This window comes from Sphingomonas sp., assembly GCF_024508665.1.
GTDB lineage: Bacteria > Pseudomonadota > Alphaproteobacteria > Sphingomonadales > Sphingomonadaceae > Sphingomonas.
The window spans coordinates 1,235,572-1,260,393 of record NZ_JANINP010000007.1 but is presented as its reverse complement, the minus strand read 5'-3'; the positions used below and the strand labels follow the sequence as shown (position 1 = coordinate 1,260,393).

Genomic DNA, 24,822 nt, shown 5'->3' with positions numbered 1-24,822 from the left:
GCAAGCGATAGGTCCTTCACGACATAATCGGTCGTACGGTCGAGCACGGTGGCCACGTCAAAAATCTCCGGAAAAGTCGGTTGATGCGGCTCCCCTAGCCAACCGACGGCGCGATTGCAATCTCGATATAAAGATTTCTTTATATGATGTGCCGAACGGTTTTTTTCTCGGGTCATGTCACATCCGCGGATGCTGGCTCGTCAGGTCTGCGCATCCCAGATGAAAGGACCGACCATGACGCCTCGCCTCAATCCCTACACCGCCTCGCCCGAAATGATTCAGGCATTCCTGACGCTCTCCAATACGGTGGCTGCGAGCGGTCTTGAAAAGCCGCTGCTCGAACTGGTCAAGATCCGCTCGTCGCAGATCAATGGCTGCGCCAATTGCATCAATATGCACACGTTCGAGGCGCGCCAGGCCGGCGAGACCGAACAGCGAATCTATCTGACCTCGGCATGGCGCGAGGCCCCGTGCTATACCGATCGCGAGCGGGCGGCGCTGGCTTGGACCGAGGCGCTGACGCTGATCGCCGACAAGGGCGCGCCGGACGATGTCTATGCCGCGCTCGACGCGCACTTCAGCAAGGAGGAGCAGGTCAAGCTCACCATGATGATCAACGTGATCAACGGCTGGAACCGTCTGGCGGTCGCTTTCCACCTGTTCGAGCCGAGCCTCGGATGGAAGGCGTGAGCGACGCCGCCGCCCAATTCGACGCGCTTCGGCCCCGGCTGATGCGCGTCGCCTACCGCATGCTCGGCTCGGTCGCCGATGCCGAGGATGTGGTGCAGGATGCCTGGCTGCGCTGGGCCGATACCGACCGTGACGCGGTTCGCGTGCCCGAGGCGTTCCTGCGCCGCATCGTCACGCGCCTGTGCCTCGACCAGCTCAAGTCGGCGCGAGTGAAGCGCGAGGAATATATCGGGCCATGGCTACCCGAGCCGATGGTCGAAACCGAGGAAGTGGAGGACGTCACTCTGCCCCTCATGCTCGCCCTCGAACGGCTGTCCCCGCTCGAACGCGCGGCGTTCCTGCTCCACGACGTTTTCGGAGAGAGCTTCGACGACGTCGCCGAAAGCCTCGGTCGCGACGCGGCGGCCTGCCGCCAACTCGCCAGCCGGGCGCGCGAACATGTCCGCGCGGAAAAGCCCCGATATCCGGTCGAGCGCGAGCATGGCCTGGAGATCGCCCAGGCCTTCTTCGCCGCCACGCGCGGTGAGATCGGCGTCCTAGGAGCGATGCTCGCCGACGATGTGAGCCTCTATTCGGATGGCGGCGGCAAACGGCCGGCTGCGGCACGCGTCATGCTTGGGGCGGACGAGGTCAGGCGCACCTATGCGGCGATCCAGCGCCTGCTCCAGGGCCGGTTCGGCGAGCTGGTTCGCTTCGCCTGGATCAACGGCCTGCCCGGCTTCGTCACCCGCGAAGCCGATGGCGTGCTGCAGACCACAGCGCTGCTGATCGAGCAGGGGCGGATCAAGGCGATCTACGTGATGCGCAATCCCGACAAGCTGCGACATCTGGAAGGCGCGCTGCACTAGCGGGATGCGTAAAATCCTCCCCGGAACGGGGAGGATTTATAAGGCTAACGCTGCCCTAAACCCGCACCAGCACACTCGCCGTGACGGTACCACGGAGCCGAAACCCCAGGCTCTCGTACAGTGCGATCGCCCCTGCGTTGCTGGCATAAGCATGCAACCAGGGCGTCTCCCCCCTCGCCAGCATGCGCTCCGCCACCACGCGCATCAGCGCGCCGGCATAACCGCGGCCGCGATGGTCGGGGTGCGTGCAGACGCCGCTGACTTCGCTCAGGCCGGGCATCTTCATCCGCTCGCCCGCCATCGCGATCAGCGCGCCGTCCTGCTTCACCCCGATGAAATCGCCGAGGCGATTGGTATGGGGAGCATAAGGCCCCGGCTGGGTGAGCATCGCGAGAGCATACATGGCGGGCGCGTCGCCCTCATCGAGTTCGACGACTTCGAACGCCGGCGCTTCCCCGGCAACCAGTTTCTCGCAGATCATCTGCACGCATTCGGCTTGCCGAACGAAGCGCGTCCCGGGCGGCGCGGGCCAGTCCTCGCGCTCGACCATCCATAATTCGCCCTGTTCGGGCACCAGAGCGGCAAGCGCGGCAAGACTTTCGGCCGAGCGGTCGGCGGCCGCGCCGAACACGCCATAATCGCGATCGATCCGCCAGGCGCGCGCATCCCCTTCCGCGATTCGCGCCCAGCGCGACGTCAGCGCGCTCCATACCGGTCGATCGAGTTGCCCGTACCCCATAGATCAGGCGCTAAACTTTGTCTCGGCGATCGCCAAGAGCGGACGCCAGGAGTGGACGGGCGTCAGGCAGTGCCCGTCTGGCTCGCGAGCAGCCGCGGATCGATTCCGGCGCGTTCGAACCCCTCGGTCCAGCGGTCGCTCGCTTCGGTGTCGAACAGCAAGCGCTCATCGCCGGCGATATTGAACCAGCCATGGCGCAACATCTCGCCGTCGAGCTGTCCCGCCCCCCAGCCGGCATAGCCGAGCGCCACCAGCCAGCGGCTAGGCCCCTGTCCTTCCGCGATCGCCTTCAATATGTCGATCGTGCCCGACAAGGACCAGCGCCCGGCGACCTCGATCGTGTCCTGCCCCGACCAGTCGGTCGAGTGGAGCACGAAGCCCCGGCGCGGCTCGACCGGTCCACCGAAATGAACCGGCGCGTCGGGCGCCTCACCGGGCTCTATATCGAATTGGTCGAGCACGTCATGCAGGCCGAGCCCATTGATCGTCGCGCCGATGCCGATACCGATCGCGCCTTCCGCATCGTGCCCGCACATCGCGATCACCGCGTGCTCGAACCGCGGATCGCCGATACCCGGCAAGGCGAGCAGAAATTGTCCGGTCAGAAAAGGGGCGGCCGATTCCATCGTCAATACTTTAAGCCGGTCGGACCGCCGCCGTCACGGCTTGAATTTCCTGCTGGCGATGCCAAGTGCCGGTCGCGCGGCGCGCTGATGCGCCTATCGGGAGAGAATGACATGACCATCGCCGTCGGCGACAAACTGCCTTCCACCACGATCGTCAAGGCGACCGAGAACGGTCCCGAACAGGTCAGCTCGGACGAATTCTTCGCCGGCCGCAAGGTCGCAGTGGTTGCCGTACCGGGTGCCTTCACCCCGACCTGCTCGGCCCGCCACCTTCCCGGCTTCCTGGAGAAGGCTGACGATATCAAGGCCAAGGGCGTCGACGAAATCGCCTTCACTTCGGTCAACGACGCTTTCGTCATGGGCGCCTGGGGCAAAGCCAATGACGCTGCCGGCAAGGTCACCATGCTCGCCGATGGCAATGCCGATTTCGCTAAGTCGGTCGGTCTCACGTTCGATGGCTCCAAATTCGGCATGGGCGAGCGCAGCCAGCGCTATTCGATGATCGTCAACGACGGCGTCGTCGAACAACTCAACGTCGAAGCCCCCGGCGAGTTCAAGGTCAGTTCGGCGGAGCATCTGCTCGAACAACTCTGACGAACTCGGATCGTCGCCCGAGCGAAACAAACGGACACGGCCGCGGGAACGCCAGGGGTAGCCCCGCGTTCTCGCGGCGTCCTGTTATTGTGGAGATACTCATGGCCGACGACACCACCACCACAATCGACACCAAGGCGAGCGCCGCCGAATCGTCGCTTGTCGACAGCGCGATCGAGACTGCCGAAAGCGCGCTAGATACGGCGCTGGCCGAATCGAAGTCCTTCTTGTCCAAGGCGCAGGAGACGCTGACCAGCGCGGCTGGGACGGCAGTCAATGCAGTCAAGGAACATCCGATCGCCGCTGCGGGAATCGCAGCCGGTGCTGCAGCGGCCGTCGCGGGCGCTGCTTATGGAGCGTCGAAACTCTTGTCGGACGACGACACCGGGACGACCGGATCCAAGGGCGCAAAGAAGAAGAGCTGACGCGCCCACGTCACGACCGCGACTTGCCAGCGTCATCCGCGTACTTTAGCTGCAGCGGATGACGCAGGCTTCCGATATCGTCGCCGAACTTGATCGGCTCTATTCCGCCTCGGTCGAACGTCTTCAGGACGCGCTGACGGCCTATCTCACCAGTGGCAAGACGCCCGATCCCAAATCGCGCACCGACGGCTCGTTCGCTTATCCCGAAATCCAGCTGATCTATCGCGGCGACCATGATCGGCCGACGCCGCTCCGATCGTTCGGCCGGCTGTCGGAAGCGGGCAATTATCGCATCAGCGTGACGAAGCCGGCCATCTATGCCGATTATCTGACCGAGCAGCTCACCTTGCTGATCGAGGATTACGACGTCGAGGTCACGGCGGTGCCGGGGCGGCAGGAAATTCCCTTTCCGTACGTGCTCGATCCGAGTCATGCACTCAATCTCGACGAAGTGTCGGCGGTCGAACTTGCGCGCTGGTTTCCGGCGACCGAGCTGGCGCATATCGGTGACGAGATCGCCGACGGTCTGCCGACGCCGGGGGAGGCACGGCCACTCGCCCTGTTCGACGGATTGCGCACCGATTTCAGCCTGGCGCGACTGCGGCATTATACCGGCACGCCGCCCGAGCACGTCCAGCGCTATGTGCTGTTCACCAATTATCATCGTTATGTCGACGAATTCGTCCGCTGGGCGTTCGACCAGCTAGGCGAGGGTAGCCGTTTCACCGGTGTGTCCGGCGCCGGCGGCGTGATGCTGCGCGCGGGGGACGATATCGAAGCAGCGTTGGCCGATACCAGCGCGTGGCGGCGGCACCAGATGCCGGCCTACCATCTGATGGCCGATGACCGCACCGGCATCACATTGGTCAATATCGGCGTGGGACCGTCCAACGCCAAGACAATCTGCGATCACCTGGCCGTGCTCCGTCCCGAGGCGTGGCTGATGATCGGGCATTGTGGCGGCCTCCGTCCCAGCCAGCGGATCGGCGACTACGTCCTGGCGCACGCTTATTTGCGCGACGATCATGTTCTCGACGATGTGCTGCCCCCCGAAATTCCGGTCCCGGCGATTGCCGAGGTCCAGGTCGCGATGGCACGCGCCGCCGAGAAGATCAGCGGCCAGTCGGGCGAGGAATTGAAGCGCCGCCTGCGTACCGGCACGATCGTCACCACCGACGACCGCAATTGGGAATTGCGCTACACCAAGTCGGCGCTGCGCTTCTCGCTCAGCCGCGCGGTCGGGATCGATATGGAATCGGCGACGATCGCCGCGCAAGGATATCGCTTCCGGGTGCCCTACGGCACCTTGCTCTGCGTCTCGGACAAGCCGCTCCATGGCGAGCTCAAGCTGCCGGGCCAAGCCAACCGCTTCTACGAACGCGCGATCAACGAGCATATGCGGATCGGCATCCAGACCTGCGAGGAGCTTCGCCAGGAAGGCGCCAAGCTCCACAGCCGCAAATTGCGCGCGTTCAACGAGCCGCCGTTCCGTTAATCGCGAGCCCAGCTGTCACGGGGCTATCACGACCCTGAAACAATCTGGTATGCGCGGGCGTTAGCGACCAACGAGAACAGGGGATCAGCTCTCATGGCCACGACGCCGAAAAAGACGCCTGCCAAGCCCGCCGCCGGCAAAACGGCTGCGAAAGCCAAGACGCCAGCGAAACCGAAAGCGGCATCCAAGGCGGTAGCCCCCGTCACACCGACGGCAGAGCCAGAAGTGAAGGCCGCCGCCGCGACGAAGGCGCCCGTCAAGGCGCCTGCGAAGGCGGCATCGGCCAAGCCGAAGGCTGCAGCGAAACAGAAGGCGGCAGCAAAACCCGTCGCCAAGGCGGCCGGCGCCGCGGCTGCGACCACGCTTTCACCTAAGACTGCCGCCAAACCCGCGGCGAAGGCCAAGCCTGCAGCGAAGCCCAAGGCCGCCGCGGCTCCCAAGGCTCCGGCCACGCCCAAGGCGTCCGCCGCTCCCAAAGCCGCTGCGGCTCCCAAGCCTGCGCCAAAGCCGGCCCCCGCCGCGCCGGCACCCGCGCCAGCGTCCGCAGCACCAAGCCGTGCTGCGACGATCGCCAAGCGGGGCGGCATTGCCGCCGGGATCGCCGGCGCGATTGGTGCCGTAGCGGCTTTGTTCACGCTGCGCAGCAGCAGCCGCAAGACCGAGCCGAAGGACGAGAATTCCTGAACTTTTATCGGTCAGTTCGCTAGAACTGGGTGGGCTGACCTCGCATCTTCTACGCCGGCACCCCGGCCTTGTGCCGGGGTCCACTCCACCCAAACCGAGATGCGGTTTTATTGCCCGGTGGATGCCGGGACGAGCCCGGCATGACGATTGGGGTTAGGTTCGGCCTCGAGTTTCTAGGTCGGCAGCACGGCGAGAACGGTCACACGAGAGGCCCCTCACCTCACCACCCGCTCGGTTTCCCCTTATTCTGCTCGTCGAGCCATTTCTTGAGCGGCGCGAAATAGTCGACCAGCGCTTGACCCGAAATCTCGCGGCTGCCGGTGAAGGCCTGAAGTGCGTCCGGCCAGGGTTTGGACTGGCCCATCTCCAGCATCTTCTGCAACTTCGCGCCGACATCCTTGTTGCCGTAGAACGAGCAGCGATGAAGCGGGCCGGTCCAGCCCGCCTGCTTGCACGCGGCCTGGTAGAATTGGAACTGGAGCAGTCGGGCGAGGAAATAGCGCATGTACGGCGTGTTCGCCGGGATATGGTATTTCGCGCCCGCGTCGAACCGTGAGGCGTCGCGCGCGAGGGGCGGCTTGATACCCTGATATTGCAGCCGCAGCGCATCCCAGGCCGACTGATATTGGTCGGGCTTGATCGAACCGTCGAACACGCCCCAACGCCATTTGTCGACCAGTAGTCCGAACGGCAGGAACGCCACCTTGTCCATCGCCTGGCGCAGCAGCAAGCCAGTGTCCTTGTCCGCGCTCGGCACGCGCGATTTGTCGAGCAGGCCGATCTGGACGAGGTAATTCGGCGTGATCGACAAAGCGACGAAATCGCCGATCGCCTCGTGGAAGCCGTCATTGGCGCCGTTCTCGTAGAGGAACGGCTGGTTCATATAGGCCCGCTGGTAGTAATTATGCCCGAGCTCGTGATGGATCGTCACGAAGTCGTCGGCATTGACCTTGGTGCACATCTTGATGCGCACATCCTGCTTGTTGTCGATATCCCAGGCCGAGGCGTGGCAGACGACCTCGCGATCGGCCGGCTTGACGATCATCGATCGCGCCCAGAACGTGTCCGGCAGCGGCGCAAAGCCGAGCGAGGAATAGAAGCCTTCCCCCGTCTTCACCATCTTGATCGGATCATATCCCTTGGCCTTGAGCAGCGCCTCGGTATCGTAGCCGATATCGCCCGATCCCTTGGGCGCGACGACGTCGTAGATATTCCCCCATTCCTGCGCCCACATATTGCCGAGCAGGTCGGCGCGGATCGGGCCGGTCTTGGGCTGGACCGCATCGCCATATTTCTCGTTGAGCTTCCAGCGGACATAGGTGTGGAGCGAGAGATAGAGCGGTTCGACCTGCTTCCACAGCCGGTCGGTCATCTTGGCGAAATCGTCGGGCGGCATGTCGTAGCCCGAGCGCCACATCGCGCCGACATCGGCGTAACCGAGCTCCTTGGCACCCTGGTTCGAGATGTCGACCAGATGTGCGTAATCGGCCTTCATCGGCACGCCGACATTGTCGTTCCAGCTGACCCACATTTCCTTGAGCTTGGCAGGGTCGCGGGTCGTCCCCATCGCCGCCTCGATATCAGATCCGTTGATCGGCTTGCCGTCCAGCGTGCCTTTGCCCTTCCCGTATTCGGACTGGAGCCGGGTCGCTATCGTCGAGAGTTCGTCCGCGGCACCGGGACGGGACGGCGCCGGCAGGGTGATCCCGTTGCGGATCAGGTCGAGCTTGCGCTTGGTGTCCGGGGACAGGCCGGGAACGTTGAGATATTTTGCGGCCTCGCCCGCATATTTGACGGCAAGCTCGGTCTGTCGCGCCCCAACCTCGGCTGCCATCGCGTCGGTATCGTCGGTGATATAGGTTGCGTTGATCCAGCCGGCGCGATTGGAGTCGACGGAAATGTCGGCGAGATCCTTCTCCGCCCTGGCGACGAACGTATCCGCATCCGACGCAGTCGCAGGAGCATTCTTGTCGGGCGCGGTGGCGAGAACCACGGCCCCGGAAAGAACCAGCGCAAGCGCAAGGCCCGACGCCATCGCAGTACGGATCATGTTCAACGACTCCCTGACTTATGGGAGCGACACTGATCCCGCCGGAAGCCCGCGGTCAAGCAGCTAGGAAGTCGGCGATCGCCTGACCGAGCTCGGGCTTGATCACCGCGCTCATATGGTTGCCCGGAACTTCGACGTAACGCGCGTTCGGCAACGCGTCGGCAAGTGCAGCGGCGCTGCCGTTGTCATCGTCGTCGACGCCGTTGACGCATAACGTCGACCAGGTGAACCGCTCGATCTGGTCTACCGGCGTGCTGACGAACGTGTCGATCACGCCCAGCAGCGCCTGGGGATCTCCCCCGGTCGTTTTGAGGAAGGCCTCGGCGAACCATTCGGGGCTGTTGCGCTCGTGCTTGCCGAGGTTGGTGAGGATGTTGCGGAAATGCCCGGCGCGGCGCCCGGTGTCGGTGAGCCCCTCGAGCCCCATCCCCGAGAAGACCACGCGCCGCGGGGTGGCCCCTGTAGCCAGCATCCGACAAGTCGTCCGCGCGCCGAGCGAATAACCGCCCAGATCGTAATCGGTGAGGCCCAGATGCGCGATCAGCGCATGGCCATCCTTGGCCAATGCGTCGGGGGGATAAGCGGATGCGTCATGCGGCCGCGCGCTCGAACCATGGCCACGCAGATCGGGCATGATCACCCGGAACCCCCTGACGGCGATGGCGGCCGCATGGCCATAGCGGATCCAATTGGTCACGGCGTCGGAAAAGAAGCCGTGGATCAGAATAACGGGCCTCCCCTCCCCCGTCTCTCGCCAAGCGATGCGCTGGCCGTCGAAACTGTCGAAATATTGCGGCTCAATCGGGGAGTTTGCCAACGCTGTTCATCCATTTGTCGACCAGGAGCGGATGCTCGTCGGTGCGCTTGGCCGGAAGCGCGCTGGTGTCAAGCCATGCCTCGTGCCAGCTCTCCTTGCCGAAATGGCTGGTCGGCCTGAAGCGCGACGGGTCGTCGAAGCTGCCCACGGTGAGGTCGAGATTCTCGCCCTCGTCGAACTCGAAGGTCAGCGGCGTTCCGCAAGCCGAGCAAAAGCCGCGTTGCGCAAAAGGCGAGGACCGATAGCGATCGGGTTCGCGCTCCCAGGTGACGGCTGCCTTGGGAACGTTGCGAAAGGCGATCGACACACCGCCTGTCGCCCGCTGGCACATCCGGCAATGGCAGAGATAGGCATCGTCGCTGTCTATTGCGGCCGCGTATCGCACCCTCCCGCACTGGCATCCTCCGGTCATCGTGTCGGCCATCGCCCGTCTCCATGCTGCAACTGCGAAATTTTTTGCGTCAGAGTCTATTTTATATAAGCATACTCATTATATGTGACGTCATGAGCGACTCACTCGGATTCCTGATTAGCGACGTATCGCGGTTGATGCGCCGCCGTTTCGACGAGCGTGCGCGCGAAGTCGGTGCGACGCGCGCGCAGTGGCGAACCCTGACCACACTTAGCCGTAACGAAGGGCTGAACCAGGGCGCTTTGGCCGATTTGCTCGAGGTTGAGCCGATCACGCTCTGCCGGATGATCGACCGGCTTGAGGAATCGGGGCTGGTCGAGCGCCGTCGCGACCCCGCCGACCGGCGCGCCTGGCAGCTATTCTTGACCGACAAGTCGAAGCCGATCCTCGCCGATCTGCGCCGCATGGCTGACGACCTGTTCGTTCAGGTGCTGTCGGGCATGGGTGAGGCTGAGCGGACCGCGCTGGGCAAATCGCTCGAGCGCATGCGCGCGAACCTCCTGACACTTCCTTCTCCCCGTACGACCGAGACTGCCCATGGCTGATGCCGATCCGAAAATAGCGGCCAAGGGCGAACAGGTCGCCGCCGCCAACGTCATCGAAACCGTCGAGGCGCCCGCCCCGCAGGCGAAGAAGCGGAACTGGATCCGCCTTGCGCTGATGATCAGCGTCCCGCTGCTGATCGCGGCGGTCGCCGGCTATTTCTACCTGACCGGCGGCCGTTACGAGAGCACCGACAACGCCTATGTCGAGCAGGACACGGTGTCGATCAGCCCCGACGTGTCGGGTCGCATCGTCGATGTACGCGTGAAGGAGAACCAGCGGGTCAAGGCAGGCGACGTTCTGTTCGTGATCGACCCTGAACCGTACCGCATCGCGCTCGAACAGGCGAATGCGGCGATCGCCAGCGCAAAGGTCGATGTCTCGACCAAGGCGACCGACACGGGCAGCGCCGCTGCCGATATCGAAAGTGCCAATGCCGATATCGCTCTGGCCCAGGCGACCTGGCAGCGCCAGGACGCTTTGTGGAAGAAGGGCTTCACCACCAAGGCAGCGCTCGACGCCGCTCAGCACGAGGTCCTTGCCGCCAAGGCGCGTCTCGCCACGGCGCGTGCCGCTGCGCAAAAGGCGCAAGTCCAGCTCGGCAGCGGCGTCGCAGGGTCGGGCGTTCCCGCCGCGGTTCAGGCCGCGATGGCCGAGCGCGACAAAGCGATGATGAACCTGACGCGCACGGTGGTGCGCGCGCCGCATGACGGCATCATCACCCAGACCAGCCGGCTGCAGGTCGGCAATATCACCCCGTCGGGTGTGCCCGCGCTCAGCCTGGTCGTGACGTCGCCCTGGGTCACCGCGAACTTCAAGGAAACGCAGCTCGCCAACATGCGCGTCGGCCAGCCGGTCGAGCTGAAGTTCGATGCCTATCCTGGCATGAAATTGTGCGGCAAGGTTCAAAGCATCGGCGCCGGCACGGGCTCGTCCTCGTCGATCCTGCCGGCCCAGAATGCCAACGGCAATTGGGTCAAGGTGACGCAGCGCGTACCGGTGCGCATCAGCATCACCTGCAAGGCCGACCGTCCGTTAATCACCGGGCTGTCGACCGACGTCAGCGTCGACACCAAGCCCAATGGCTAGTGCCGCCGCGCCAGCATTGCCGCGGGCGGCGGCACCGGCCCAGCCGGCGCTGAGCCCGCCGCTGCTGGCAACCTCGAACCGTCCGCTCCTGACCGTCGGGGTCATGGGTGCGATGGTCATGCAGATTCTCGACACCACGATCGCCAACGTCGCGCTGCCTCATATGACGGCCGCGCTGGGGGCGACCACCGACACGATCACCTGGGTGCTGACGAGCTATATCGTGGCGACCGCGATCGCATTGCCGGCGACCGGCTGGCTGAGCGACCGGCTAGGCAGCCGCAACCTGTTCCTGATCGCGACGGGTGGCTTCGTCCTCGCCTCGGCCTTGTGCGGGACCGCGGTCAATTTAGGCGAGATGGTCGTCTTCCGCGCCTTCCAGGGTATCTTCGCCGCGTTCATCAATCCGTTGTCGCAAACCGCGATGATCGACATCAACCCCAAGGAACGCCAGGCCCAGGCCATGTCGGTCTGGGGCATGGGCGTGATGGTCGGCCCGATCCTGGGCCCGGTGCTTGGCGGCTATCTGACCGACAATTTCAATTGGCGTTGGGTGTTCTATGTCAACGTGCCGGTCGGCGCGCTGACTTTCGCCATTCTCTGGTTTCTATTGCCGTCACGGCCCAAGGCGACGCGTTCGTTCGATTTCACCGGTTTTGCCTTTGTCGGCCTGGCTGTCGCGAGCTTCCAGCTGATGCTCGACCGCGGCCAAAACCAGGACTGGTTCTCGAGCTGGGAAATCATTCTCGAAGGACTGATCGCGATCGCCGCGGCCTGGGTAGCGCTGATCCATCTCGCCACGGCCAAGAAACCGCTGTTCGACCGGCATCTGTTCAAGAACCGCAACCTGGTCACGGCGATGTTCTTCATGATCATCATCGGCGTGTCGACCATGGCGCCGATGGCGCTGCTGCCCCCCATGCTGCAGCAATTGTTCGGCTATTCGGTGGTCCAGACCGGCATGATGATGGCGCCGCGCGGCGTCGGCGTCCTGTTCACCATGTGGCTGGCCGGCCGCCTGATCGGCAAGGTCGACACGCGGATCGTGATCGCCGTCGGGCTGGTGCTGTTCGCCTGGTCACTCAGGACGATGGCGAGTTGGTCGCTGGAGATGGATTCCTGGCCGGTGATCACGTCCGGCTTCATCCAGGGGCTGGGCATGGGTTTGGTGTTCATGCCGCTCAACAGCCTGGCCTTCGCGACTCTGGAGCAGAATTACCGCACCGACGGTTCCAGCCTGCTCAACCTGATGCGTTCGATCGGTCAGTCGGCCGGCATCTCGATGGTCACCGTATTCCTCGCGCGCAACATCCAGACCAGCCATGCCGACCTTGCGCAGCACATCACCGACCATGTCATGCCGGGGCTCAACCTCAGCCAGATATTCCAATACGGAATCCTGTCCGACGCGGTGTTCGAGATGGTCGACGGCATGATCAACAAACAGGCCGCCATGATCGCTTATATTGACGACTTTTACCTGATGGCCTGGATCTCGATCGCGGTGCTACCGCTGGTCCTGCTGCTCCAAAAGCCCAAGGGTAAGGTCGAGGTCGTTCACGCCGAATAAGCGCGACAGTTCACCGGGACAGAATGGCGGCGAACTCGGCCGGCGGAGGAGTTTGCTCGAAACAGGGAACGTCCTCCGCGATCACTACCCAGGGCTGCTTGCTCTTGACCCAGATGTGCACGCGCGGCTCCAGGGTACGATTATGGTCGAGCGTGCCGGCGCGGATGATGGCGATCCCCGGCCGTGAGCTGTTCGTGTTCCACAATCGGTTGTGACACACACCACAGGCGCGTTGGTGCGACAGCGCTCCGCTCTCATTCGTAATCGTGAATTCGACCACCGGCCCGGTCGCGCTGATCGCGGTTTCGGGTACTACCGCCTGCTCGCTGAATGCGCTGCCCGACCAGCGCTGGCAATCGGTGCAATGGCAGCAATAGATCGCGGTCAGACTGTCGACCGCGACTTCGTAGCGCGTCGCGCCGCAACGGCAGGCACCGGTGAACGTCATGCGCGCTTCTCCAACCCCGCCTGCTCCATCCGCCACAAGGCCAGGTCGATCCGATCCTGGCCGAAAAAGGGCTCGTCGTTGAAAACCAGCGTCGGCACCCCCCAATGGCCGGCGGCCTCGAGCGCTTCCTGATTGGCGGCCACTTCGGCGTCGAGCGCCTCGGCATCGCGCTCGGCTTCGGCATCCAGGTCCGCCATGTCGACCCCGGCCCGGGCGGCAGCGCCGGCCAGGTGATCGCCGAGATGCCAATCGGCCGCACCGCCCCAGACGAGCTGCGCCACTTCATCTGCATAGGCGAACCCCCTGCCCCGCCGCGCGGCAACCTGGCCGGTGCGGACGAGGCGGCGGATATAGGGCTGCTCGGCCGCGATCTCGCGCGTGGCGATATTCTGGATGATCGGATCGGGCCGCGGCGGCCCGAAAGGAATGTTCTGATGCTGCGCAACGCGCATCACGTCGCGGATCGTATAGCGCAGCCAATTGGGGTGATTGCGTTCGAAGAAATCGGGTTGCCGGATCGCGAGAGGATAGACCGGTTTGAGGTCGATCGTCAGGTCGTAGTCCCGCACGATCGCACGCCATTTAGGCAGCGCGAGATAGCTATAGGGGCTACGAAAAGAGAAATAGAGGTCGGCCCGATGCATTGAAATCCTCCCCAAGATCGCTTGGGGAAGGGGTCGCCGCCGAAGGCGGTGGTGGAGGGGAACGTCCCGTCCTCGCCGCTAAGCGGCTGCGGCCCCTCCACCAAGCCGCGTCGCGTCTAGGTCCCTCTCCCAATCTTCGATGGGGAGGATTTTCTAATGGGCCGCTGCCGTCAAGCCGCCTTTTGGAGGTGCCTGCGACCGAGCAGTTCCGCGATCTGCACCGCGTTCAGCGCGGCGCCTTTGCGGAGGTTGTCCGACACGCACCACAGCGACAGGCCGTTATCGACAGTCGAATCCTCGCGCACACGGCTGATATAGGTCGCATATTCGCCGACACACTCAACCGGCGTCACGTATCCGCCGTCCTCGCGCTTGTCGACGAGCATCACCCCCGGCGCCTCGCGCAAGATATTCTGCGCCTCCTCGGCCGAAATCTCGTCTTCGAACTCGATGTTGATCGCTTCCGAATGGCCGACGAACACCGGCACGCGGACGCAGGTCGCGGTGACCTTGATCTTGGGATCGAGTATCTTTTTGGTTTCGACGACCATCTTCCACTCTTCCTTGGTCGACCCGTCCTCGAGGAACTTGTCGATGTGCGGAATGACGTTGAAGGCGATTTGCTTGGTGAACTTGGACGGCTCGGCCTGGTCGCCGACGAAGATGTTGCGCGACTGTTCGAACAGTTCGTCCATCCCCGCCTTGCCGGCGCCGGACACCGATTGATAGGTCGCGACGACGACACGCTTGATTGTCGCGGCATCGTGCAGCGGCTTCAGTGCCACGACCATCTGCGCGGTCGAGCAGTTCGGATTGGCGATGATGTTCTTCTTCGTATAGCCGTTGATCGCGTCCGGGTTAACCTCGGGCACGATCAGCGGCACGTCGGGGTCCATCCGGTAGAGCGACGAATTGTCGATCACCGTGCAGCCCGCGGCGGCGAAGCGCGGCGCGTGGATCGCGGTCGCCTCGCTGCCGATCGCGAATAGCGCCATGTCCCAGCCGGTCGGGTCGAAATGGTCGATATTCTGGATCTTGAGGGTTTTGCCGGTCTCGCCGAAGTCGATAATATCGCCGGTCGAGCGCGACGACGCCAGGACGGCGATCTCGTCGGCGGGAAATTCCCGCTCGGCCAGGATGTTCAACATTTCGCGCCCGACATTGCCGGTCGCGCCAGCGACGACCACACGGTAACCCATCACTTCGATCCCAATTTTGCGTAACCACCCTTGCGGCGGCGCTTGCTCTTTAGGCTCCACAGGTAAGAATGGAAGCGCGCAATTTCTTGTCGCCTCAGCAAGGTCAGGTTGATGCAGAATTTCCCGATCGATGCCGTCCGCTCGCATTTTCCCGCTCTGTCGCGGGAGGTCGAGGGCCAGCCGGCAGCCTATTTCGACGCTCCCGGCGGCACGCAAGCCTGTGACGCTGCGATCCGGGCGATGACGGCGCATCTGACCGATGGCACCGCCAATTCGGGCGGACCGTTCGCCACGTCGATCGAAACGGACCGCCTGTCCGCAGACGCGCATGCGGCGATCGCCGATCTCCTTGGCGCCCAGCCCGAAGAGATCGCGTTCGGGCCCAACATGACCTCCCTCACCTTCGCCGTGTCGCGCGCGCTCGCTCGCGACTGGCATGACGGCGACGAACTGATTGTCACGCGGCTCGACCACGACGCCAATGTCGCGCCTTGGCTGCAAATCGCCGAAGATCGCGACATGACGGTGCGCTGGCTCGATTTCGATCCGGCGACCGGCCGCTGGACGCTCGACGACCTTGCCGCATTGCTGGGACCGAAGACGCGGCTGGTGGCGCTCGGCGTCGCCAGCAACGCGCTCGGCACGGTCAATCCTATCGCCGAGGCGGTGAAGCTGGTTCGCGAGCGAAGCGACGCCCTCGTCTATGTCGACGCGGTGCAATCGGTTCCGCATTTGGTCACCGACGTTGCCGCGATGGGCGCGGATTTCGTCGCCTGTTCGCCGTATAAATTCTTCGGACCGCATCAGGGTGTGCTGTGGATGAACCCACGCCTCGACGATCGCGTCCGCGCCTATAAGGTCCGCCCCGCCGGGGACGAGGGCGCACATCGTTTCGAAACCGGGACGCCGTCGTTCGAAGGCCAGGCCGGCGTGCTGGGTACGATCTCCTATCTCGAATGGCTGGGCGAAACCGCCGATCCAACTGCGAATAGCCGGCGCTCGCGGCTGGTCGCGGCGATGACCGCCGCCACAGCCTACGAACATGACCTAGGCAACCGCCTCCTTGCAGGGTTCGCGACAATCCCCGGCCTTCGGCTCTGGGGTCCGCCGACGATGGAGGGGCGTGTCCCGACCTTCTCCTTCACGCTGTCCGGCCACACCGCCCCAGAGATCGCGCAGCATCTGGCGAAACGCGGCATCTTCGCCTGGGCCGGCCATTTCTATGCGGTCGAAGTTCTCGCTCGGCTCGGCATGGCCGACACGGGCGGCCTCCTTCGCGTCGGCCTGTGCCATTACAACACCGCCGAGGAGGTAGACCGCTTGATCGCCGCACTGACCGAGATCCAGCGCTCGTGACTGTCGGGTAAATTTACAGGTAACCATATTCGTTAACGCGAAATGACGCGTTTCCGCCATTGGCACGGGTCATGCGTGAAGATTGGCATGTTCGCCAAGATTGCCCGCCTGTTCGTCATTAAGACCAAGTTCGAGGCCTTCATGGTGATCTATGGCCTGGGCCTCGGCGCGGTCGAGCGCGGGGTGCATTACGTCCAGCAATATCCCGGGTTCGGCGGCTGGATGCTGTTCTCCGTCTGCCCCATCGCTGTGTTCATGGCCGGGGCGCGGATCTTGGATTCGGTCGAGCGGAACTGAGCCGGCCGAGCGCCAGTTCACTCCATCAGGTAGGCCAGCGCCTCTTCCTCGCTGTCGAACAGGCCGATCTCACGCTCGCCGATCATGCGCCTGGCCTGGATCTTGTTGAGCCCGTAGCGCGCGACGATCGCGAGACGTCGCGGCTTGATCGGTACCATGTCGGTCGTGTGCTGGATCATGGCGACGACATCCGCCGACTGAGCATCGAGGGCACGAGCGTCGATCAGGAAATTGTGGGTGCCGGCGGGCACGCCCAGGCTTCGGACGGCAGCCTGCTCTTCGGCGGAGATGCGCTGTACATCGGCAGGCGCCAGAAACCCCGCAAGCCGCAGGATCACCAGCGACCGCTTGCGGTCGACCGAAATGGCATGTTGCGGCGGCTGCCCCAGCGTTCGGGTCAATCGAACCTCCGGTGTCCAAACATGCAGTAGCAGAGGCGTTTAGGCTGCCGCTACCACCAGGCGTCCGGTCGTGCCGTGAACCCGGCGCGCTCCTCGATCGCCAGGCACGCATCGAGCACGCCCTGTTCGTCGAGCGCCTTGCCGATCACCTGGAGCCCGAGCGGCAGCCCGGCCTTGTCGAGGCCGCCCGGCACCGACATCGCCGGCAGACCAGCCAGGCTCGACGGCACGGTGAAGACGTCGTTCAAATACATCGCGATCGGATCGGCCGACTTCTCGCCGAGCGCGAACGCCGCCGAGGGCGCGGTCGGGGTGAGCAGCAGGTCGCAGGTTTCCCAGGCACGGTCGAAGTCGCGTGCGATCAACGTGCGCACCTTCTGCGCCTGAGTGTAATAAGCGTCGTAAAAGCCTGCCGAGAGCACATAGGTGCCGATCAGGATGCGGCGCTTGACCTCCGCCCCGAAGCCGGCCGCGCGGGTCGCGGCGTACATTTCCTGGAGGTTGGCGCCCTCCGGCAAGTCGCGCAGGCCGTAGCGCACGCCATCATAGCGCGCGAGGTTCGACGACGCCTCGGCTGGAGCGATGATGTAATAGGCCGGCAGCGCATATTTGGTGTGCGGCAACGACACCTCGACCACCTCGGCGCCAGCATCCTTCACCCAGTCGATGCCCTGCTGCCAGAGCGCCTCGATCTCGGCAGGCATGCCGTCGACGCGATATTCCTTCGGGATACCGATCCGCTTGCCCGCCAGGCTGGCGTTGAGCCCGGCCTCCCATTTGGGCACGTCGAGCTCGAGGCTGGTCGAATCCTTGGGATCGAACCCGCTCATCGCCTCGAGCATGATTGCGCAGTCGCGTACGTCGCGCGCCATGGGCCCGGCCTGGTCGAGGCTCGAAGCGAAGGCGATGATGCCCCAGCGCGAGCAGCGGCCATAAGTCGGCTTGATCCCGGCAATGCCGGTGAAGGCCGCAGGCTGGCGGATCGAGCCGCCGGTGTCGGTCCCGGTCGCCGCGGGGCACAAGCGCGCCGCAATCGACGCTGAACTGCCGCCCGACGATCCGCCGGGCGCGAGCGGCGCGTTGCCGCCGTCCGCGCGTCGCCAGGGCGAGATGACGTTGCCGAAATAGCTGGTCTCGTTCGACGATCCCATCGCGAACTGATCCATGTTGAGCTTGCCCAACATGCCTGCGCCCGCATCCCACAATTTCTGGCTGACGGTCGATTCGTATTCGGGCTTGAACCCCTCGAGGATATGGCTCGCGGCCGCCGACTGCACGCCCTTGGTGCAGAACAGGTCTTTCATGCCGATCGGCACGCCGGCCAGCGGCTTGAGCGTTTCGCCCGCGGCGCGGGCGGCATCGGCTTCGTTGGCCGCCGCGATCGCGTGATCGGGGGTTTCGACCAGGAAGGCGTTGAGTTGCTTCGCCTTGCTGACGGCGACGATGTGCGCATCGGCCACTTCGCGCGCCGAAAAAGTGCCCGCGCGGACGCCGTCGCGAAGTTCGCGGACGCCGAGATCGGTGAGATTGGTCATTATTCGATCACCTTCGGCACGGTGAAGAAGCCGTGTTCGGCCTGGGGGGCATTGGCCAGCACGGCGTCGCGCTTGCCGCCATCCGTGACAACGTCGTCGCGGAGACGGAGATGATTGGCAATGACGGCGGTCATCGGCTCGACCGAGGACGTGTCGACCTCACCCAATTGCTCGATCCAGCCCAGGATGTTGTCGAGTTCGGGCGCGATCTTCGCGACTTCCTCGTCGGTGATCGCGATGCGGGCGAGGCTCGCGATCTTCTTCACGGTTGCAGCGTCTACGGACATGGCCGCGCGGCTAGCAGAGCGGCCGCCACGATTGCAACCGCCGCGACGATGGGGCACGGGACCCGGACGACAATCGGAGCGCGTTCTTGGCCCGCAAATTTCTGTATTTGATGATCGTCCTGATCCTGCTCGTCGGCGCAGGTGCGTTCGTTTACCGCTTCTACGGCAAAGACCTGATGAAGGCGGCGTTGATCCCGAGCGCGCAATTCGAAGGCGGGCCGATTACCCCAGCAGAAGCTTATGAAAAGCCCGCCATGTGGTTGGCGCGGCCGGATATCCCGAACAATCCCGCGCTATGGACGCCGGCCGATTTCAAACCGGGCGAGAAACCAGCGGCCGCGGTCTTCTTCATTCACCCCACCTCGTATATCGACCGCGCGCACTGGAACGCCCCGCTCGACGATGCCCAGGCCAACAATACCGCGGCGGTCTTCCTTCGCGGCCAGGCTTCGGCGTTCAACGAGACCGGCGAGATTTGGGCGCCGCGCTATCGCCAGGCGACGTTCGGCGCATTCCTGACCAGCCGGGCCGAGGCACGGAAGGCGCTCGACTTCGCCTATCGCGACGTGCTCGCGGCGTTCGACGAATTCCTCAAGGAGGTGGGCCCGGATCGTCCGATCATCCTGGCAGGGCACAGCCAGGGCGCGCTTCATCTCGAACGCCTGTTGCGCGAACGGGTAGCGGGCCAGCCGCTCGCGAAGCGGATCGTCGCGGCGTACGTCGTCGGCTGGCCGATCTCGAAGCTCCATGACCTTCCCGCGCTCGGCTTGCCCGAATGCGCTACCGCCGAGCAGGCCGGCTGCATCCTGTCGTGGCAAAGCTTCGCCGAGCCCGCCGATCCGTCGATGATCACCGACGTCTACGACGCGACCTCCGGATTCGACGGCAAGCCGCGCAAGGGCACCGACATGGTCTGCACCAATCCGGTCACCGGGACGCCTGGCGCCGCTGCGAAAGCGAAAGACAATCTCGGAACGCTGATCCCGTCCAAGGATCTGGGCAGCGCGATCTTGGGCGTGCCCGGCGTCCCCGCCAAATGTTTCGGGCGCGGTTTCCTGTCGATCGGCCAGCCGGTCAATCTCGGCGGCTATGTCCTGCCCGGCAATAATTACCATGTGTTCGATTATTCGATGTTCTGGGTGAACGTCCGGAAAGATGCCGCGCGCCGGTTTGCGACCTTCGCCGGTGACAAGCCTGTAGCGGCCTCCACCCCTTCCCCAAGCGCGAAGAACCGATGATTACCGAGGATCGCACCGCGTTCCGTGCCGCTTTGCCCACCGGCGGACGCTTGCTCGGGCTCGACGTCGGGACGAAGACGATCGGTACGGCCCTGTGTGATGCCGGCTGGAGCTTCGCCAGCCCGGCCGAATTGATCCGCCGCACCAAGTTCACTGCCGACAAGGCGGCGCTGGTAGCGCTGGCCGCCGCTCAATCGGTCAAGGGAATTGTCGTCGGCCTGCCGCTCAACCTCGACGGCACCGACTCGCCGCGCACCCAGTCGACGCGCGCCTTCGCGCGCAATATCGCCGATCTCGGCCTGCCGATCCTGCTGTGGGACGAACGCTGGTCGACCCAGGCGGTCGAACGTCAGATGATCGCCGAGGACTTGAGCCGCGCCAAGCGCGCCGAACGCGTCGACAAGCTGGCGGCGAGCTACATCCTGCAGGGCGCGATCGACGGGCTCGTTGCCGTTAAGCCCTAATCGCCCTTCCCGGTCTCATCTTGGTCTACGTGCAGGCCCTGGACCGGCGCACCTAGCACGCGGTGGCGTTCCTCCGCCGCCCTACGCAACGCTTCGCGCGGCAAGCGGAAATAGGCGAGCGGGGTCATCCCCATACAGGCCTTGAAGTCGCGATTGAAATGCGCCTGGTCGTAATAGCCCGAATCGATCAGCTCGCCGAGCGGCTGGTCGAGCCGGTCGCGGACCTTGGCCAAGGTGCGCAGAAAGCGCTGACGGCGCAACAATCGCACCGGCGGAAACCCGAACACGGCGGTACAAACGCGGTGCAGCGTGCGCTGTTCGATGCCCAGTTGCTCGGCGAGATCCCCGACCTGGTCGGCCGTTGCCGAAAGCAACGCCTGCTGCACCTTGACCACCAGCTCGCGATAGACGCTCTGTGTTGGCGGGCGCGCCGCGAGGATGGCATCGACGACAGCGATGCGCTCCGCGTCGGTACGCGCTTCGAGTAGCCGCGAATGGATGGCCGGACCCGACGGGCCCAATTGTCTATCCAGCGGGACAATGAGGTTGGCAACGTCGGACGCGTCGCTACCGATCAGCGTCAGCCAACCAAGCGGCGTCAGGCCGATGCCGAGCGCCAATCCGCCATCAGTCGTGAAGCGCCGTGCGCGATCGGTAGGGCCGAACAATGCCGCCCGCGACGGCTCGATCGCATCCTTGATGCCGCCGTCCTCGAACCGCCACACGCCATTCAGAGCGAAGCGTATATTGGCCCATTCAGGATGGGTGAAATCGTCCAACGGCCCCGCCGATTCGAGGAAATAATAGGACGTGACCAGGGGACGCAGCCTTTCGGAAGGCAAGTAGAAGCGAATTTCCGGTGCGCCGCGCGACGCACCGATCACAGGCGGACTGGTCATATTTTTCCTCTGCGTCCGTTTTGTCCAAAAACGAACACGGAGGTAAGCCCCCAAGATTGGATGAAGGTCAGCTCGGCCGCATGCGGCCCGCGCGATTGGTCGGCCGACGCCGCTACCAGTCCTTGGGACAGGAACCGCGTCTTCTGCGTCAGTATCGCTCCCGGCCCATTGCCTGCGACGGTTCGCGTCGATCCCCACGCCACCGATCGGACGCTCCGTCATTGGCCTCCATCACGCGATCGACGATTTCGTGCGGCATCCCAAAATAGGCGCGCGGCGTCATCCCCATATACGCCTTGAACTCGCGGTTGAAATGCGCCTGGTCATAATAGCTCGGATCGATCAGCTTACCGATCGGTTGATCCCGCCGATCCCGCATCCGGTTCAGCGTCCGCAGGAAGCGCTGGCGACGCAGCAGGCGGACCGGCGGAAAACCGAATGCGGACGTACAAACCCGCAAGAGCCTGCGATGCTCGACGCCGACCGTCTCGGCCAAGTCGGCGACATCCTCGATTCGTCCGGACTGGATGGCATCCTGGACCTGGGCAGCGATCGCACAATAGGCGTTCTGTCGCGCTGGCCTGTCGCGGAGGATCGCGTCGAGGATCGCGACGCGCTCGGAGTCGCCGGACGCGTGCGCAAGCCGTCCCAGGATCTCGAGTCCGGACGGACCCAATTGCCTCCCCAACGGAAGGATCAGGTTGGCGAAGTCCGACGCATGCCCACCGATGAGCGTGAGCCAACCTCTCGCCGTAAGCCCGACCCCCATCAGCAGCCCGCCATCGGTGGCGAAGCGACGGGCGCGATCGCTGGGACCGAACAGGGACGCGTTGGACGGTTTGATCGGCTCCTTGCCGTCGCTGCCCCCCAGCCTCCACACGCCTTCGATCGCGAAACGAATATTGGCTTGTTCGGGCGGCGCGAAATCGGCCAATGGCCCCATCGATTCGAGAAAGTAATAAGACGAAACGAGCGGGCGCAGGCTTTCATCCGGCGCGTAGACGCGGATATCGACAGCATCGCGCTGAGCGCTGATCGTTTGAATGCTAGCCATGCTCCACCGGTCCCCAGGTTTATCAGGAGCGTGCAGAGGACTCGCAAAAGGCATTGGAGACTATCAGTGATGTTGCGGACTTGCACCGCACCTCAGGCGGGTTTAGGCGACGGCTTTAATGCGACATTCCGATCATCGTCCCGCCGCCCTTATCGAGGGCGGCGCCGTCTTTCCGCACCGGCACCTGACGGGCATTTCCGGCCTGCAACCACACGAGATCGCGTTCCTGCTCGATGAAGCGGAACAATGGGTCGAGGCGAACCGCAACCGCGCCAAGCCCAACAAGCGACTCGACGGCCTCACGCTGATCAATGCGTTTTTCGAGAATTCGACGCGGACGTTGCTGTCGTTCGAGATTGCGGGAAAGCGGCTGGGCGCCGATGTCGTCAACATGGCGGTCGCGCAATCGAGCGTGAAGAAGGGCGAGACGCTGATCGACACCGCGATGACCCTCAACGCGATGCGCGCCGACGTCATCGTCATCCGCCACTCGAGTTCGGGCGCCGTGCGGCTGATCGCCGGCAAGGTCGACTGCCCGGTGCTTAACGCCGGCGACGGCAGCCACGAGCACCCGACCCAGGCGCTGCTCGACGCGCTCACGATCCGGCGCCGGCGCGGCAACATCGCGGGACAGCGCGTGGTGATTTGCGGCGATATCCTCCACAGCCGCGTGGCGCGGTCGAACATCCTGGCGTTGACCGCGCTGGCCGCCGAAGTGCGCGTCGTGGCGCCGGCAACGCTGATGCCCGCAGCCATCGAACGGATGGGCGTTACGCCCTACGCCGATTTCGACGCCGCGCTTGATGGCGCCGACGTGGTGATGATGTTGCGCCTCCAGAACGAGCGGATGTCTGGCGCGTTCATTCCCTCCACACGCGAATTCCACTTACGCTACGGGCTGACGCTCGACCGGCTGGCGCTCGCCAAACCCGACGCGCTGGTAATGCACCCGGGACCGATGAACCGCGGGGTCGAGATCGATTCGAATGTCGCCGATCATATCGAGCGCTCAGCCATCACCGAGCAGGTCGAAATGGGCGTCGCCGTGCGGATGGCCTGCCTGGATGTGCTGACCCGGCGAGCGCGCAAGGTGGAGGGCTGGGCATGACCGCACTCCGCTTCGTCAACGCCCGGATCATGCGGCCCGACGGTGTCGCCGATGGCGAATTGCACGTCGTCGGCGACCGTATCGTCGATACTGCCCCCGACGCGGAAGTCATCGATTGTCGGGGCAAGCTGCTTGCACCGGCAATCGTCGATCTCGGCGTGTTCGCGATCGATCGCGAGGCGTTCCGCGCCGGCGGCATCGTTCGCGTCGGGCTGATGCCCGACCAATCGCCGGTGCTAGACGATCCCGGCATCGTCCAGCGATCGTCGTTGGTCGGTAAGCCCTTGCTGTGGATCCACCCGATCGCGGCGGCAACCAAAGGCCTCCAGGGGGCCGATCTCGCCGAAATGGCGATCATGAAAGGTGCGGGCGCCAAAGCGGTCGGCACCGGACGGCGCTGGATCGCCGATTCGGGCGTGATGCGCAAAGTGCTGGCCTATGCGCGCGATCTTGACCTGACCGTTATCGCGCATGCGGAGGACGGTGGTCTGACCGCCAACGCAGTCGCGACCGAAGGCGAAGCCGCGACGCGGCTCGGCCTGCCCGCCGCGCCCTCCATCGCCGAGGCACTAGCGATAGCGCGCGACATCGCCTTGGCCGAAGAGACAGGCGCGCGGCTCCATTTCCGCCAGGTCACGACGGCAGCCGGCTTCGAATTGATTCGCTCGGCAAAACGTCGCGGTGTCCAGGTGACGTGCGGCGTCACTCCTGCTCATTTGCTGCTGTCCGACAACGCGATGAGCGATTTCCGCACCTTCGCCCATCTGTCCCCTCCCCTGCGATCCGAAGACGATCGCAAGGCCGCGCTGGCCGCGGTGGCGGACGGTACCATCGACGTGCTGTGCTCGGGCCACGATCCGCGTGGACCCGAGGAAAAGCGGTTGCCCTTCGCCGACGCGTCTCCCGGAGCATCGGGCGCCGAGACATTGCTCGCTTTAAGCTTGGGACTCGACCTGCCGGTCGAACGACTGTTCGCGATGCTCGCGATCAATCCGGCAGAGCTGCTGGGTGTCGATACCGGCAGGCTGCTACCCGGCCAGCCTGCCGACCTGATGCTGCTCGATCCGCAAGCATCCTGGCAGATCCGTGGCGAGGCCATGAAAGCGAGGGCCGGAAACACGCCGTTCGACGGGTTGCCGACCCAAGGAAAAGTACTCCGCTTGTGGAAAGGCGGGAAAGAGATTTCGGCCTAAAATAAAAGCCCTCTCCCGCCTGCGGGAGAGGGTTTGGGTGAGGGTCTTCTTTCTTCTTCTGAGCGGCCAAAGTCCCGGAGGAGTAAAAAAGACCCTCACCCTCCCACCGCTTCGCGG

The 24,822-nt window shown here is 64.2% G+C and carries 28 protein-coding genes; 15 read left to right on the top strand and 13 right to left on the bottom strand.

The features are described 5' to 3' along the window. Positions 1-234 precede the first annotated feature (234 nt). The gene (locus Q0L25_RS21240) at positions 235-690 is read left to right on the top strand and encodes a carboxymuconolactone decarboxylase family protein (protein WP_296617760.1); all 456 of its coding nucleotides are present in this window, start codon (positions 235-237) and stop codon (positions 688-690) included. Further along, complete coding sequence (locus Q0L25_RS21235) at positions 678-1,538, top strand: sigma-70 family RNA polymerase sigma factor (RefSeq protein WP_296617759.1); 861 nt, start codon at positions 678-680, stop codon at positions 1,536-1,538. The genes Q0L25_RS21240 and Q0L25_RS21235 overlap by 13 nt, the downstream gene beginning before the upstream one ends. Positions 1,539-1,593: 55 nt before the next feature. On the opposite strand, the gene Q0L25_RS21230 is transcribed toward Q0L25_RS21235, so the two are convergent. Both Q0L25_RS21230 and Q0L25_RS21225 read right to left on the bottom strand, forming a co-directional pair. Further along, positions 1,594-2,277 (bottom strand): GNAT family N-acetyltransferase, encoded by a 684-nt coding sequence (locus Q0L25_RS21230; protein ID WP_296617757.1) that lies wholly within the window; start codon positions 2,275-2,277, stop codon positions 1,594-1,596. Between the two features lie 62 nt (positions 2,278-2,339). After that, positions 2,340-2,903, bottom strand: a complete 564-nt coding sequence (locus Q0L25_RS21225) for a YqgE/AlgH family protein (RefSeq protein WP_296617756.1) — start codon at positions 2,901-2,903, stop codon at positions 2,340-2,342. Between the two features lie 111 nt (positions 2,904-3,014). Between Q0L25_RS21225 and Q0L25_RS21220 the strand changes: the two genes are divergently transcribed. From Q0L25_RS21220 to Q0L25_RS21205, 4 genes are all read left to right on the top strand, one after another. After that, positions 3,015-3,497: a peroxiredoxin gene (locus tag Q0L25_RS21220; protein ID WP_296617754.1), complete on the top strand. Its 483-nt coding sequence runs from the start codon at positions 3,015-3,017 to the stop codon at positions 3,495-3,497. 101 nt (positions 3,498-3,598) lie between these two features. Further along, a complete protein-coding gene (locus Q0L25_RS21215) occupies positions 3,599-3,922 on the top strand; it encodes a hypothetical protein (RefSeq protein ID WP_296617752.1) in 324 nt (107 codons plus the stop codon). A gap of 58 nt (positions 3,923-3,980) precedes the next feature. Continuing rightward, the gene (locus tag Q0L25_RS21210; protein ID WP_296617751.1) at positions 3,981-5,417 is read left to right on the top strand and encodes an AMP nucleosidase; all 1,437 of its coding nucleotides are present in this window, start codon (positions 3,981-3,983) and stop codon (positions 5,415-5,417) included. 93 nt (positions 5,418-5,510) lie between these two features. Next, positions 5,511-6,101 (top strand): hypothetical protein, encoded by a 591-nt coding sequence (locus Q0L25_RS21205; RefSeq protein WP_296617749.1) that lies wholly within the window; start codon positions 5,511-5,513, stop codon positions 6,099-6,101. Positions 6,102-6,321: 220 nt separating this feature from the next. Here Q0L25_RS21205 and Q0L25_RS21200 read toward each other — a convergent pair whose 3' ends face one another. Genes Q0L25_RS21200 through Q0L25_RS21190 form a run of 3 tightly spaced genes read right to left on the bottom strand, consistent with a single transcriptional unit; the run spans position 6,322 to position 9,392 of the window. Beyond that, positions 6,322-8,151, bottom strand: coding sequence for a M2 family metallopeptidase (locus Q0L25_RS21200; protein WP_296617748.1), 1,830 nt, complete (start codon positions 8,149-8,151; stop codon positions 6,322-6,324). A 55-nt stretch (positions 8,152-8,206) separates the two neighbouring features. Further along, positions 8,207-8,968 carry an alpha/beta fold hydrolase gene (locus Q0L25_RS21195; protein ID WP_296617746.1) on the bottom strand — a complete coding sequence of 254 codons (762 nt, stop codon included), beginning with the start codon at positions 8,966-8,968 and terminating at the stop codon, positions 8,207-8,209. Further along, positions 8,949-9,392, bottom strand: a complete 444-nt coding sequence (locus Q0L25_RS21190) for a GFA family protein (RefSeq protein WP_296617745.1) — start codon at positions 9,390-9,392, stop codon at positions 8,949-8,951. Before Q0L25_RS21190 ends, Q0L25_RS21195 begins: the two co-directional genes overlap by 20 nt. 80 nt (positions 9,393-9,472) lie before the next feature. On the opposite strand from Q0L25_RS21190, the gene Q0L25_RS21185 reads away from it, so the two are divergent. From Q0L25_RS21185 to Q0L25_RS21175, 3 genes are read left to right on the top strand one after another with little or no spacing between them, the layout of a single operon-like run. Next, entirely contained in the window at positions 9,473-9,925 is a 453-nt protein-coding gene (locus Q0L25_RS21185; RefSeq protein WP_296617744.1) for a MarR family transcriptional regulator, read from the top strand. Further along, positions 9,918-11,012 (top strand): HlyD family secretion protein, encoded by a 1,095-nt coding sequence (locus tag Q0L25_RS21180; protein WP_296617742.1) that lies wholly within the window; start codon positions 9,918-9,920, stop codon positions 11,010-11,012. The genes Q0L25_RS21185 and Q0L25_RS21180 overlap by 8 nt, the downstream gene beginning before the upstream one ends. Continuing rightward, positions 11,005-12,582, top strand: a complete 1,578-nt coding sequence (locus Q0L25_RS21175) for a DHA2 family efflux MFS transporter permease subunit (RefSeq protein ID WP_296617741.1) — start codon at positions 11,005-11,007, stop codon at positions 12,580-12,582. Before Q0L25_RS21180 ends, Q0L25_RS21175 begins: the two co-directional genes overlap by 8 nt. 10 nt (positions 12,583-12,592) lie before the next feature. On the opposite strand, the gene Q0L25_RS21170 is transcribed toward Q0L25_RS21175, so the two are convergent. The 3 genes from Q0L25_RS21170 to Q0L25_RS21160 form a co-directional block, all read right to left on the bottom strand. After that, the gene (locus Q0L25_RS21170; protein ID WP_296617739.1) at positions 12,593-13,030 is read right to left on the bottom strand and encodes a GFA family protein; all 438 of its coding nucleotides are present in this window, start codon (positions 13,028-13,030) and stop codon (positions 12,593-12,595) included. Continuing rightward, the gene (locus Q0L25_RS21165; RefSeq protein ID WP_296617738.1) at positions 13,027-13,674 is read right to left on the bottom strand and encodes a 2-hydroxychromene-2-carboxylate isomerase; all 648 of its coding nucleotides are present in this window, start codon (positions 13,672-13,674) and stop codon (positions 13,027-13,029) included. The genes Q0L25_RS21170 and Q0L25_RS21165 overlap by 4 nt, the downstream gene beginning before the upstream one ends. A gap of 170 nt (positions 13,675-13,844) precedes the next feature. Continuing rightward, entirely contained in the window at positions 13,845-14,873 is a 1,029-nt protein-coding gene (locus tag Q0L25_RS21160) for an aspartate-semialdehyde dehydrogenase (RefSeq protein ID WP_296617736.1), read from the bottom strand. Between the two features lie 111 nt (positions 14,874-14,984). Here Q0L25_RS21160 and Q0L25_RS21155 point away from each other — a divergent pair, with 111 nt between their 5' ends. Both Q0L25_RS21155 and Q0L25_RS21150 read left to right on the top strand, forming a co-directional pair. After that, positions 14,985-16,229 carry a cysteine desulfurase-like protein gene (locus tag Q0L25_RS21155; protein WP_296617735.1) on the top strand — a complete coding sequence of 415 codons (1,245 nt, stop codon included), beginning with the start codon at positions 14,985-14,987 and terminating at the stop codon, positions 16,227-16,229. 87 nt (positions 16,230-16,316) lie between these two features. Then, complete coding sequence (locus Q0L25_RS21150) at positions 16,317-16,526, top strand: hypothetical protein (protein WP_066590278.1); 210 nt, start codon at positions 16,317-16,319, stop codon at positions 16,524-16,526. A gap of 17 nt (positions 16,527-16,543) precedes the next feature. Here the strand turns inward: Q0L25_RS21150 and Q0L25_RS21145 are convergent, their stop codons facing one another. The 3 genes from Q0L25_RS21145 to gatC are packed head-to-tail and all read right to left on the bottom strand — an operon-like array spanning position 16,544 to position 18,749. Continuing rightward, on the bottom strand, positions 16,544-16,927 hold the full coding sequence (locus Q0L25_RS21145) for a hypothetical protein (protein WP_296617733.1): 384 nt from the start codon (positions 16,925-16,927) through the stop codon (positions 16,544-16,546). A 50-nt stretch (positions 16,928-16,977) separates the two neighbouring features. After that, positions 16,978-18,462, bottom strand: coding sequence for an Asp-tRNA(Asn)/Glu-tRNA(Gln) amidotransferase subunit GatA (gene gatA / locus Q0L25_RS21140; RefSeq protein WP_296617731.1), 1,485 nt, complete (start codon positions 18,460-18,462; stop codon positions 16,978-16,980). Then, complete coding sequence (gene gatC / locus Q0L25_RS21135; RefSeq protein ID WP_296617729.1) at positions 18,462-18,749, bottom strand: Asp-tRNA(Asn)/Glu-tRNA(Gln) amidotransferase subunit GatC; 288 nt, start codon at positions 18,747-18,749, stop codon at positions 18,462-18,464. The genes gatA and gatC overlap by 1 nt, the downstream gene beginning before the upstream one ends. 86 nt (positions 18,750-18,835) lie before the next feature. Between gatC and Q0L25_RS21130 the strand changes: the two genes are divergently transcribed. Together Q0L25_RS21130 and ruvX are read left to right on the top strand one after the other, a co-directional pair. Then, positions 18,836-19,987 (top strand): DUF3089 domain-containing protein, encoded by a 1,152-nt coding sequence (locus Q0L25_RS21130; RefSeq protein WP_296617728.1) that lies wholly within the window; start codon positions 18,836-18,838, stop codon positions 19,985-19,987. Continuing rightward, entirely contained in the window at positions 19,984-20,451 is a 468-nt protein-coding gene (gene ruvX / locus Q0L25_RS21125; RefSeq protein ID WP_296617726.1) for a Holliday junction resolvase RuvX, read from the top strand. The genes Q0L25_RS21130 and ruvX overlap by 4 nt, the downstream gene beginning before the upstream one ends. Here ruvX and Q0L25_RS21120 read toward each other — a convergent pair. Next, a complete protein-coding gene (locus Q0L25_RS21120; RefSeq protein ID WP_296617724.1) occupies positions 20,448-21,350 on the bottom strand; it encodes an AraC family transcriptional regulator in 903 nt (300 codons plus the stop codon). The two genes, ruvX and Q0L25_RS21120, sit on opposite strands and share 4 nt — an antisense overlap. Before the next feature lie 148 nt (positions 21,351-21,498). After that, the gene (locus tag Q0L25_RS21115) at positions 21,499-22,404 is read right to left on the bottom strand and encodes an AraC family transcriptional regulator (RefSeq protein WP_296617723.1); all 906 of its coding nucleotides are present in this window, start codon (positions 22,402-22,404) and stop codon (positions 21,499-21,501) included. 118 nt (positions 22,405-22,522) lie between these two features. On the opposite strand from Q0L25_RS21115, the gene Q0L25_RS21110 reads away from it, so the two are divergent. Further along, the gene (locus tag Q0L25_RS21110; protein WP_296617721.1) at positions 22,523-23,512 is read left to right on the top strand and encodes an aspartate carbamoyltransferase catalytic subunit; all 990 of its coding nucleotides are present in this window, start codon (positions 22,523-22,525) and stop codon (positions 23,510-23,512) included. After that, positions 23,509-24,705 (top strand): dihydroorotase family protein, encoded by a 1,197-nt coding sequence (locus Q0L25_RS21105; RefSeq protein WP_296617719.1) that lies wholly within the window; start codon positions 23,509-23,511, stop codon positions 24,703-24,705. Before Q0L25_RS21110 ends, Q0L25_RS21105 begins: the two co-directional genes overlap by 4 nt. Positions 24,706-24,822: the final 117 nt, after the last annotated feature.

Coding starts and splice junctions, on each gene's coding strand:
- Q0L25_RS21235 (WP_296617759.1), top strand. CDS start 678: ATGGAAGGCGTGAGCGACGCCGCCGCCCAATTCGACGCGCTTCGGCCC.
- Q0L25_RS21215 (WP_296617752.1), top strand. CDS start 3,599: ATGGCCGACGACACCACCACCACAATCGACACCAAGGCGAGCGCCGCC.
- Q0L25_RS21190 (WP_296617745.1), bottom strand. CDS start 9,392: ATGGCCGACACGATGACCGGAGGATGCCAGTGCGGGAGGGTGCGATAC.
- Q0L25_RS21115 (WP_296617723.1), bottom strand. CDS start 22,404: ATGGCTAGCATTCAAACGATCAGCGCTCAGCGCGATGCTGTCGATATC.
- gatC (WP_296617729.1), bottom strand. CDS start 18,749: ATGTCCGTAGACGCTGCAACCGTGAAGAAGATCGCGAGCCTCGCCCGC.
- gatA (WP_296617731.1), bottom strand. CDS start 18,462: ATGACCAATCTCACCGATCTCGGCGTCCGCGAACTTCGCGACGGCGTC.
- Q0L25_RS21175 (WP_296617741.1), top strand. CDS start 11,005: ATGGCTAGTGCCGCCGCGCCAGCATTGCCGCGGGCGGCGGCACCGGCC.
- Q0L25_RS21240 (WP_296617760.1), top strand. CDS start 235: ATGACGCCTCGCCTCAATCCCTACACCGCCTCGCCCGAAATGATTCAG.
- Q0L25_RS21155 (WP_296617735.1), top strand. CDS start 14,985: ATGCAGAATTTCCCGATCGATGCCGTCCGCTCGCATTTTCCCGCTCTG.
- Q0L25_RS21210 (WP_296617751.1), top strand. CDS start 3,981: ATGACGCAGGCTTCCGATATCGTCGCCGAACTTGATCGGCTCTATTCC.
- Q0L25_RS21220 (WP_296617754.1), top strand. CDS start 3,015: ATGACCATCGCCGTCGGCGACAAACTGCCTTCCACCACGATCGTCAAG.
- Q0L25_RS21200 (WP_296617748.1), bottom strand. CDS start 8,151: ATGATCCGTACTGCGATGGCGTCGGGCCTTGCGCTTGCGCTGGTTCTT.
- Q0L25_RS21225 (WP_296617756.1), bottom strand. CDS start 2,903: ATGGAATCGGCCGCCCCTTTTCTGACCGGACAATTTCTGCTCGCCTTG.
- Q0L25_RS21180 (WP_296617742.1), top strand. CDS start 9,918: ATGGCTGATGCCGATCCGAAAATAGCGGCCAAGGGCGAACAGGTCGCC.
- Q0L25_RS21165 (WP_296617738.1), bottom strand. CDS start 13,674: ATGCATCGGGCCGACCTCTATTTCTCTTTTCGTAGCCCCTATAGCTAT.
- Q0L25_RS21205 (WP_296617749.1), top strand. CDS start 5,511: ATGGCCACGACGCCGAAAAAGACGCCTGCCAAGCCCGCCGCCGGCAAA.
- Q0L25_RS21170 (WP_296617739.1), bottom strand. CDS start 13,030: ATGACGTTCACCGGTGCCTGCCGTTGCGGCGCGACGCGCTACGAAGTC.
- Q0L25_RS21185 (WP_296617744.1), top strand. CDS start 9,473: ATGAGCGACTCACTCGGATTCCTGATTAGCGACGTATCGCGGTTGATG.
- Q0L25_RS21120 (WP_296617724.1), bottom strand. CDS start 21,350: ATGACCAGTCCGCCTGTGATCGGTGCGTCGCGCGGCGCACCGGAAATT.
- Q0L25_RS21105 (WP_296617719.1), top strand. CDS start 23,509: ATGACCGCACTCCGCTTCGTCAACGCCCGGATCATGCGGCCCGACGGT.
- Q0L25_RS21160 (WP_296617736.1), bottom strand. CDS start 14,873: ATGGGTTACCGTGTGGTCGTCGCTGGCGCGACCGGCAATGTCGGGCGC.
- Q0L25_RS21110 (WP_296617721.1), top strand. CDS start 22,523: ATGCGACATTCCGATCATCGTCCCGCCGCCCTTATCGAGGGCGGCGCC.
- ruvX (WP_296617726.1), top strand. CDS start 19,984: ATGATTACCGAGGATCGCACCGCGTTCCGTGCCGCTTTGCCCACCGGC.
- Q0L25_RS21230 (WP_296617757.1), bottom strand. CDS start 2,277: ATGGGGTACGGGCAACTCGATCGACCGGTATGGAGCGCGCTGACGTCG.
- Q0L25_RS21150 (WP_066590278.1), top strand. CDS start 16,317: ATGTTCGCCAAGATTGCCCGCCTGTTCGTCATTAAGACCAAGTTCGAG.